The 9,531-nt window shown below is 41.0% G+C and carries 8 protein-coding genes (1 of these 8 only partly in view); 4 read left to right on the top strand and 4 right to left on the bottom strand.

Features of this window, described 5'->3' with window-relative positions:
• Together N5852_RS02505 and N5852_RS02500 are read left to right on the top strand one after the other, a co-directional pair.
• A protein-coding gene (locus tag N5852_RS02505) for a DHA2 family efflux MFS transporter permease subunit (protein ID WP_262098813.1) crosses the window boundary here: on the top strand, positions 1–1,180 show its 3' portion. Its footprint begins 389 nt before the window's first position; 1,180 of the gene's 1,569 nt are visible here — the last part of the coding sequence; its start codon lies off the left edge, out of view; the stop codon is at positions 1,178–1,180.
• Between the two features lie 236 nt (positions 1,181–1,416).
• The gene (locus N5852_RS02500) at positions 1,417–2,988 is read left to right on the top strand and encodes a DHA2 family efflux MFS transporter permease subunit (RefSeq protein WP_262098811.1); all 1,572 of its coding nucleotides are present in this window, start codon (positions 1,417–1,419) and stop codon (positions 2,986–2,988) included.
• A 51-nt stretch (positions 2,989–3,039) separates the two neighbouring features.
• On the opposite strand, the gene N5852_RS02495 is transcribed toward N5852_RS02500, so the two are convergent.
• The 4 genes from N5852_RS02495 to N5852_RS02480 form a co-directional block, all read right to left on the bottom strand.
• Complete coding sequence (locus N5852_RS02495; RefSeq protein WP_410004223.1) at positions 3,040–3,660, bottom strand: response regulator transcription factor; 621 nt, start codon at positions 3,658–3,660, stop codon at positions 3,040–3,042.
• A complete protein-coding gene (locus N5852_RS02490) occupies positions 3,657–4,724 on the bottom strand; it encodes a sensor histidine kinase (protein ID WP_262098809.1) in 1,068 nt (355 codons plus the stop codon). Before N5852_RS02490 ends, N5852_RS02495 begins: the two co-directional genes overlap by 4 nt.
• 291 nt (positions 4,725–5,015) lie before the next feature.
• On the bottom strand, positions 5,016–5,231 hold the full coding sequence (locus N5852_RS02485; RefSeq protein ID WP_262098808.1) for a hypothetical protein: 216 nt from the start codon (positions 5,229–5,231) through the stop codon (positions 5,016–5,018).
• Positions 5,224–5,484 (bottom strand): hypothetical protein, encoded by a 261-nt coding sequence (locus N5852_RS02480; protein WP_262098806.1) that lies wholly within the window; start codon positions 5,482–5,484, stop codon positions 5,224–5,226. The genes N5852_RS02485 and N5852_RS02480 overlap by 8 nt, the downstream gene beginning before the upstream one ends.
• Positions 5,485–6,201: 717 nt before the next feature.
• Here N5852_RS02480 and mgtA point away from each other — a divergent pair.
• Positions 6,202–8,937: a magnesium-translocating P-type ATPase gene (gene mgtA, locus N5852_RS02475; RefSeq protein ID WP_262098804.1), complete on the top strand. Its 2,736-nt coding sequence runs from the start codon at positions 6,202–6,204 to the stop codon at positions 8,935–8,937.
• 131 nt (positions 8,938–9,068) lie between these two features.
• A complete protein-coding gene (locus N5852_RS02470; RefSeq protein ID WP_262098803.1) occupies positions 9,069–9,461 on the top strand; it encodes a VOC family protein in 393 nt (130 codons plus the stop codon).
• Positions 9,462–9,531: the final 70 nt, after the last annotated feature.

Below are 9,531 nucleotides of genomic sequence, written 5' to 3'. Positions count from 1 at the left end.
TGCTGCAGCTTTTACTATTTTTCCTCTTTCCAAAAACAGCATTGTATCACCACTAATTGGACTTGTTGCAACCTTTGCACCAACAATAGGTCCAACAGTAGGCGGCTATATTTGTCACGCATTTTCATGGCATTGGCTATTTCTGGTAAATCTTATCCCAGGTATTATTGTTATTATTGTTGCTTGGCGTTTTATTAATTTTGACAAAGGTGACCCTTCGCTTCTTAAAAAATTTGATTGGTTTGCACTTATATTCATGGCTGTCTTTTTGGGTGGTACCGAATATTATTTGGAAGAAGGGCCGCGTAAAGACTGGTTAGAGAGTTCAACAATCAAAACAATTATTATTATTTCAACCATTGCTGGAATTCTTTTCTTTTGGCGAACCTTTACCAGTAAAAACCGAATAATTGATTTTGATGCCTTTAAGAATCGCAATTTTGCATTAGGCTCATTATTTTCGTTTGTCATGGGGATAGGACTTTACGGGCTGACCTACCTCTATCCTCTTTATTTAAGTGAAATTCGTGGCCATGATACTTTAATGATTGGGCAAACCATGTTTGTATCCGGTCTTACAATGTTCTTAGCCGCACCTCTTGCTGGTTACCTTTCAACAAAAATAGATTTGCGTCTTATGATGCTGATAGGCTTTGGTGGCTTTGCCCTTGGCACATGGATTGTAACTGGGCTTACCGCCGATTGGGATTTTTGGCAAATATTTTGGCCACAAGTATTGCGTGGTTCATCACTGATTTTTTGTATGGTACCAATTAACAATATTGCCCTTGGATCACTTCCACCAAGTAAGCTAAAAAATGCCTCCGGTATTTTTAATTTATTGCGTAATCTTGGCGGCGCAATGGGATTAGCCATTATTAATACTATTATTATTAAACGATCTGACTTTCATTTCCAACGCATTGCAGAAACAGTTAACGCTGGCAATGAACAAGCAATGCAATTTATCGATAAATTAGCAATACGTCTTGGAACAATCGGCAATCCGTCCGATACTGCTGCTCTCTCGCAATTAAGACAGCTTGTACGCCAACAAGCAACTGTCATGTCTTTTATTGACGCGTTTTTTATTCTAACCTTATTATTTATCCTGCTAACAGCACTTGTTTTTTGTGTGAATAAAGAAACTTCTACCAACCAACAACCGGGCATGCATTAAAAACCCCAAAATTTTTACCATCACGCTATTGGTTGACGAGGATCTGCGGCTATATAAAGACGTTAAATGAGGTTGACTTTTTTAATGTGATAGTATCAGCAATATCTAATTAAAATTAAAGATCAGATTTTATACATAAAATGATAAAAATGACCTATAAACAATTTCAACGAGCGTAAATAGGCCAGATAATATCTATTTTTTGAAATATTTTTGCTGGAATAAAGTGAAATTTTATGAGCGCCGACGCGATTACCAATAATAGCCACAGCGACACAATAAATCCGCGCCATGTCTTAGGCTTTATTGCCATGGTGTTTGGAATGTTTATGGCAATTCTTGACATCCAAATTGTTTCAGCCTCCCTTGCCGAAATTCAAGCAGGTTTATCAGCAAGCAGTGATGAAATCTCTTGGGTACAAACATCCTACCTCATTGCCGAAGTGATTATGATTCCCCTATCGGGTTTCTTAGGTCGCCTAATGTCCACCCGCACACTATTCACAATATCAGCAATCGGCTTTACTTTTGCTAGTTTGCTTTGTGCTACCGCTACCTCAATCGAGCAAATGATTGTTTACCGCGCTATTCAGGGATTTCTTGGCGGCGGCATGATTCCAAGTGTTTTTGCGGCGGCCTTTACAATTTTTCCACCATCAAAACGCAGCATTGTTTCACCCCTCATCGGACTGGTGGCAACCCTTGCACCAACCATCGGCCCAACAATTGGTGGCTATTTAAGTCATGCCTTATCGTGGCATTGGCTCTTTCTTATTAATTTTATTCCCGGGATTCTAGTTGCCGCTGCCGCTTGGCGCTTTATCGATTTTGATAAGGGTGATTCTTCTCTTTTTGCCAAATTTGACTGGTGGGGATTGCTTTTCATGGCAATTTTACTAGGCGGCACTGAATATGTTTTGGAAGAAGGCCCACGCAATGACTGGATGGATGACGCAACTGTGCGCTCCTTAACCATTTTGGTTGTCATAAGTGGTGTTTTGTTCTTTTGGCGCGCTTTTACCAGTAAAGAACCCATTGTTGATTTACGCGCTTTTAGCGACGTGAATTTTGCCTTGGGCTCACTGTTTTCTTTCATTATGGGTATCGGGCTTTACGGACTCACTTATTTATATCCACTTTATTTAGGACAGATCCGTGGTTACGATGCGTTGATGATTGGAGAAACCATGTTTGTTTCCGGTCTTGCGATGTTTTTTGCAGCGCCGCTTGCCGGTATTTTATCTGAAAAAATGGATCCGCGCCTCATGATGGCGATCGGCTTTGCTGGCTTTGGTATTGGCACTTGGATGGTGACAGGCATGACAGCTGACTGGGATTTTTGGGAATTATTTTGGCCGCAAATATTGCGCGGAAGCTCAATGATGCTATGCATGGTACCAATTAACAATATCGCGCTTGGTACTTTGCCGCCAAGTCGCATAAAAAATGCATCGGCTTTATTTAACCTTATGCGCAATTTAGGTGGTGCAATCGGTCTTGCAGCAATTAATACTGTTATTATGCGGCGTAGCGATTTGCACTTTTCACGCATAGCTGAAACCCTTAATTGGGGAAATAAGAGCGCAATGGAATTTTTAAACGGACTTGCTGAACGCTTGGGCACTCCTGCCAATCCCTCCCATGTCGGCGCCATACAAGAGCTTAATCAGCTTGTGCATCAACAAGCCGCAGTCATGGCCTTTAGTGATTCATTTTATATTCTTACCCTGCTTTTTGGAACTCTTACTATTCTTGTATTATTTGTTAAAAAACCTTCCGCTGGAAAAAGTCAAAATACGGGACACTGATAGAGAAAATTATAAAAACAAATCAGAATATTTTACAATTGAGAAAAACGATTATGCCGTTATTGATTTTAATGCTTGACCATAACGGATAAGATCAGCAAGAGACTTTGCTTTCATTTTTTGCATAACATTGCCGCGCCGCACTTTAACGGTAATTTCACTCACATTGAGTTCTGCTGCAATTTGCTTGTTTAAAAAACCTTGCACGACATAATCCATAACAGCGCGTTCGCCACTATTTAGCAGGCTATAACGTCGCTGCAATTGGACATAACTATCCCTATGACGCAAGTTTTCTTCACTAACTGTTAAAGCTCGATTGATAGCTTCCAATAGGTCCTGATCGCGAAAAGGTTTTTCTAAAAAATCAATAGCGCCACGTTTCATTGCTGTAACCGACATCGCAATATCGCCATGGCCGGTGATAAAAATAACCGGAATATCAAGACCGAAATTTTTCATCTTATCATGAAAATCCATACCGCTTTGCCCTGGCATTCGCACATCAAGCACAAGGCAAGACGCGCAATTGGGGTGATCAACGGCAAGAAAGGTTTCCACATCAGCAAAGGATGCTGTTTCCAAATTGACTGATGCTAATAAATCATCAAGCGCTTCACGCACTGCAAGATCGTCATCAATGACATAAACCAGCTTTTTGGTGTCCATCATGGTTCACTCCGATTAATCTTGTTTTCAGGCAGCGAAATTTTAAAAATTGCTCCGCCCTTCGGATTATGTTCAACGGTAATAATGCCGCGATGCGCTTCGACAATGGCACGGCATAGGGTCAATCCAAGTCCGGTGCCTCCCTCGCGTGTCGTCCAAAAAGCATCGAAAATTTGAGTTATTTGTTGGTCGCTAAGTCCGCAACCACTATCAATAACCGCTAATTGAGCGCGATGTTGATAGTAATTGGTTACTACAATAATGTTACGTTCTTCTGGTTTCTTTTGGCGTACCGCTTCAATCGCATTCAAAATAATATTAGTAATAACCTGTAACATTTGCACTTTATCGGCATTGATCATCAATGGCTGCGGGTCTTTTTGCCATTCAAGGTGAATCAGGTGACGCTCAATCAAATGGCCAGCAAGGGCAATAGCTTCTTCAACAATATCGTTTAAATCATAAGCACGCTTTTGCGGCGTTTCATTTTTAGCAAGCGAACGAATACGAGTAATAACATCAGAGGCGCGGCCAATTTCACGATTAATTCGCTCCAATGCGTTTAGGGCGCGCTCAACCTCAACTGGGTCTTTTTTTAACCAGTTACGGCAGGCATCTGCACTTGATCCTGCGGCTGCCAGCGGTTGATTAATTTCATGGGCAATAGAAGCCGTGAGTTCGCCAAGGCTTTTAATACGGGCAACGCGGTTTAATTGTTGCGTTGCCTTTAATGCAAGATCTTCAGCCGTTTGCGCCCGTGTTACCAAATAGCTGGTTAATATTAGCGCCATTAAAGCAATGACGCAATTGACAAGGCCTGCCTCTGGAGCACCACTTCGGGTCAAAAAGAAAGATAAACCGGTTAATCCTATACAGATAAAGCTTAATATCCAGATGCCCCGCTGGCTTAAAAAGCGCGCGCTGATCAAAATAACCACAATATAAAAAACTGCCGCAGCAATCTCCAGCCTTGAAATTGTATCAAGAATAAAAATAATACCAAGGAGTGGGGCAAGTGCAGCTTTAGTAAACAGATTTTTGATTTTCAGCCTTGTATTCCTATCCATGCCAATGTCATTACGCCTTTTTATCGTATTTTTTTAAATGAAAATAGTATTAATTTGGGGATGAGGAAAATCTTGTCCCGAAGGTCAGATGTTAAACAAGGTTTTTAAATTGGAGTATGAAAAATATTGAAACAAAAGGTATGCCTTAAAAGTGATAGGAAAAGGTGTATTTTATTGTCTTATTATTTGTGTTTTCGTTAATCCTCGCAGGGATTGAATAATAAAACAAGCCATCAACCGGAGAGCAGATGTAGCAACTCCCCTATCACTTTTAAGACAATAGCTTGATAATCATCGCTCACAGATACCGTTTTCAAGGACATTAGAATGGCTGTAATCGACTGTATTGCCCTCGTCATCTGCGCTATCGGCAAAATATTCTTTTAAACTGGTATGTAATGGGCAAATAAGATAAATTCTTAAGATTGTTGCGCCAGCAAATAAAAAAACAACCAAAGCTGCCAATACTTGCTGAGCAAAGCCAGTAAAAGTCAATGCTTCAAACATAGCATGTCTCCATGTCGCAAGTTGTTTTTTGCCAAAAGCATTCCATATGTCCTGTTGCAGGATCACGCACCCATTTGCAAGCCATGTTAAAATTAGCGGTTTGGCGTTGTTGAGGTGCTGCATTTTGCAATGCAACTTCAGCAAATTTTCTTTTTAGATAAATGCCGATAAATTGAGCTGGATTGGTTGAAAAACGGCCATTATTTTTGGCGGAGAAATTGCGGGCAAAACCGCGATTGGTGTTCATTGTCATTTTAGTGCCTTTCTAGCCAAAGCATAAAAAGGCACATTTACTGCGACCTTTAAAAGCTTTTAGGGCTTATTTTTAATATATAACTACTGTCGCCGTCGGGCATTATTTTCATCTTTCCCATAAGAATTGGATTTCCCTAAATTGCCTGTTTGGATCAATAAACACAACCATGCATAGGCATAAAAAGCATATACTTTAGTATATCATTTTTATGATTGCGGATAATTGTTTTATGCCTGCGGTCTATGGCATGAGTGTATTAGCTCAGAATGAAAGTTCTAGGGTGCAAAGGATGTGGCTTTATAATGGAGGCCTTTAAGGCAGGGCAACATCAATTGCTTAACAACCAACAACAACCTTTCTTTTTCCAATAATGGTGATGTTGCATTTTTTAAGCATCACGGTCTTGTTGGTACAATAATAAAAACATCGACCGCCCAATTCATCAATCTTGGTAATTTTCCACTGGTTGAAATTAGGCACAGATTAAAGGCTTGGTTTTTTTAAAATTTGCCAATGGCAAATATATTTAACGACCAGCTTTGCACTGGAGATAGTCATATGGATGACCCCGACAGTATAGACGCCGACGACATAGGACGAAGTCGGCAGAAATATAAAGAATGTAAAGAATGCAAAAACGCGCACCAAGCAGCTAAAGCAGCTTTAAGGTAACTCCTTATCGTCGCTGGCTTTTGCGCGCGACAGGAGTTTGCCATGACAAGCAAAAATAATTTGTCAAATAATGACCAAAAATCCACCTTATCCAAACACAAAATGAATGGTAAAAGTGGCGGCTTTAATGCCCACGCAGCACGTGAAGCGCAAAATAGCCTTGAAAACACTTTAAATAACCTCCATGCCAGCCTTGATGGCTTGACAACGGCAGATGCACAAGCTCGCTTTAGCAATGACGGCCCAAATGAAGTCGCTCATGATAAGCGGCCACCTGCCTTTATCCAGCTTTTAATTGCTTTTAAAAATCCATTCATCTTTGTACTGCTTATGCTGGCAGCAATCCAGTTTGTAACCGATTATTGGTTGCCTTTGCGTGCTGGCGAAGAAACCGACCTTACCGGTGTTATCATTGTTCTTACCATGGTGTTGATCAGCGGCATATTGCGTTTTTGGCAAGAATATCGCTCTGGTAAAGCAGCCGATGCATTAAAAGCGATGGTGCGCACAACTGCAACGGTTTTACGCCGCGCAGATAATTCATCTGAGCCAAAGCGTATGGAAATTGCCATACGAGAATTGGTCAGCGGTGACATTGTTTACCTTTCAGCTGGAGATATGATTCCAGGCGATGTGCGTCTTATTGATTCACGCGATCTTTTCGTGTCCCAAGCAGTGCTTACCGGTGAAGCTTTACCGGTAGAAAAATATGACACATTAAGCGCGGTTAGTGAAAAACATGCTGATGCAGTAGCAAGTGAAAAAACTGAAATTCTTGATCTGCCAAACTTGTGCTTTATGGGGACCAATGTGGTAAGCGGCAATGCTAAAGCATTGGTTATCGCAACCGGACCATCAACCTATTTTGGTTCACTAGCCAAATCTGTTGTAGGCACTCGCGCGCAAACAGCTTTTGATCGCGGTGTTAATTCTGTAAGTTGGTTGCTTATTCGCTTCATGCTGGTCATGGTACCAATTGTATTTCTAATCAACGGTCTTTCAAAAGGCGATTGGCTTGAAGCTTTCCTCTTTTCTGTTGCAGTTGCCGTTGGTCTAACTCCTGAAATGTTACCATTGATTGTATCGGCTAACCTTGCCAAGGGCGCGGTATCCATGGCAAAGCGCAAAGTCGTGGTTAAGCGTTTGAACGCCATTCAAAATTTTGGTGCTATGGATGTTTTATGTACCGATAAAACGGGCACATTGACACAAGACAAAATTATTCTTGAACACCATATCAATAATTTTGGCGCCAAAGATAATCGCGTATTGGAACTTGGTTGGCTTAACTCATTTCACCAAAGTGGTATGCGTAATTTGATGGATCAGGCTGTTGTTCATTCAGGCCAATCTTTCCAAGATGATCCTGCTATGCGCGCCTATCGTAAGGTTGATGAAATTCCGTTTGATTTCATGCGCCGGCGTTTGTCTATCGTCCTTGAAAATATGAAAAAGGAACATATCCTTGTCACTAAGGGCGCGGTTGAAGAAATGCTTTCTATTTCATCTCATTGGCGCGATGGCGAAGAAGCCCGCCCCATGGATGCCATGGCTCGTCAAAAACTAACTGAAATTGCCGAACTTTATAATCGTGATGGCTTCCGCGTGTTAATTGTTGCGACCCGGCGCTTGAAAGAAGAAGAAAAGGCTGAACTTTATAAGACCAGCATTGAAAGCGATTTGATCGTTGAAGGCTTTTTGACTTTCCTTGATCCTCCCAAAGAAACTGCGCGTCCTGCCATTGCTGCCTTGCGCGAAAATGGTGTTGCCGTCAAAGTTTTAACTGGTGACAATGCGATTGTGACCACCAAGGTTTGTCGTGAAGTTGGTCTTGAGCCGGGCGTGCCTTTATTAGGCCGCGAGATTGAGGCTATGGGCGAACATGAATTGCGCGAAAAAGTTGAAGAACGCACAGTATTTGCCAAATTAACACCATTGCAAAAGTCTCGTGTTCTAAAAGCCTTGCAAGCCAATGGCCATACAGTGGGTTTCCTTGGTGATGGTATTAATGATGCACCAGCCCTGCGCGATGCAGATGTGGGTATTTCGGTTGATACAGCCACCGATATTGCCAAGGAAACAGCTGATATTATTCTTCTTGAAAAAAGCCTAATGATCTTGGAAGAAGGTGTTATCAAGGGACGTGAAACCTTTGGTAATATTATGAAATACCTTAACATGACCGCAAGTTCCAATTTCGGTAATGTGTTCTCGGTTCTTGTTGCTAGTGCCTTTATTCCATTCTTGCCAATGCTTGCAATTCACTTGCTCTTGCAAAACTTGCTTTATGATATTTCACAATTGTCCTTGCCTTGGGATAAAATGGATAAGGATTATCTTGCCAAGCCCCGTAAGTGGAGCGCTCGCAATATTGGTCGTTTCATGCTTTATATTGGGCCAACATCATCCATCTTCGATATTACAACCTTTGCGCTTATGTGGTTTGTATTTGCGGCCAATTCTGCTGAAATGCAATCACTATTCCAATCTGGTTGGTTTATTGAAGGCTTGCTATCACAAACTTTGGTTGTGCATATGTTGCGTACTCGTAAGATTCCATTCATTCAAAGCACTGCTGCCTTGCCTGTCCTATTAACAACCAGCGTAATTATGGCTATTGGTATTTATATTCCATTCTCACCCCTTGGTCATTATGTCGGACTTGTTCCATTACCATGGAGCTACTTCCCTTGGCTTGTTGCGACATTGTTTGCCTATTGCTGTGTTGCACAAGGTATGAAGGTATTTTATATCCGCAAATTCGGTCAATGGTTCTAAAATCGAGCTTTCGCTAACCTTTAAAAAGAAATGCCCTGCATTAACCAATGCAGGGCATTTTTTATTTGACATATAGATGTAACGCTCTTTTTATATATTATGACAATAAGCATTTTTAGAGGGGATCAATCATGAGCCATAAACCACAATTTTTGAAAGATAGTAAAGTTTGCAATTTGATATTTTTAGCCAATGATCTTGATGAAACACAAAAATTTTATGAAGATATTTTGGGGCTAAAAGTCACCCGCTTTACAGATGAAGACGAAGTCTTTTTAATTATTAATCAAAATGACGGCGTTGAGCTGGTTTTCTTTGAAGGTGAAGTTGAAGGCTCGACTTTTCCGGTTACGGTTTTTAACTTACCCAATGGTGGGATTAATAAGATTGTCGATGGCTTGGAGCAGGCAGGCATTACTATTATTAATGGTGTTTCGCCAGTTCCAGGCGGTTTATCTGCCGATTTTGAAGATTGTAATGGTTATGTTCTATCGGTCTGCCAAAGCGAAGACCAACCATTATAAAAACCCATTATAGCTATCAAGTCGAAAAATAATGATGCCCAAAATTACCATGTTGGCATTTTCTAGAGTT

This window comes from Bartonella sp. HY328, assembly GCF_025449335.1.
Taxonomy (GTDB): domain Bacteria; phylum Pseudomonadota; class Alphaproteobacteria; order Rhizobiales; family Rhizobiaceae; genus HY038.
Note: the sequence above shows the minus strand (reverse complement) of the source record. Positions and strands in the feature narration are given on the sequence as shown.

Coding starts and splice junctions, on each gene's coding strand:
- mgtA (WP_262098804.1), top strand. CDS start 6,202: ATGACAAGCAAAAATAATTTGTCAAATAATGACCAAAAATCCACCTTA.
- N5852_RS02500 (WP_262098811.1), top strand. CDS start 1,417: ATGAGCGCCGACGCGATTACCAATAATAGCCACAGCGACACAATAAAT.
- N5852_RS02470 (WP_262098803.1), top strand. CDS start 9,069: ATGAGCCATAAACCACAATTTTTGAAAGATAGTAAAGTTTGCAATTTG.
- N5852_RS02490 (WP_262098809.1), bottom strand. CDS start 4,724: ATGGATAGGAATACAAGGCTGAAAATCAAAAATCTGTTTACTAAAGCT.
- N5852_RS02495 (WP_410004223.1), bottom strand. CDS start 3,660: ATGATGGACACCAAAAAGCTGGTTTATGTCATTGATGACGATCTTGCA.
- N5852_RS02485 (WP_262098808.1), bottom strand. CDS start 5,231: ATGTTTGAAGCATTGACTTTTACTGGCTTTGCTCAGCAAGTATTGGCA.
- N5852_RS02480 (WP_262098806.1), bottom strand. CDS start 5,484: ATGACAATGAACACCAATCGCGGTTTTGCCCGCAATTTCTCCGCCAAA.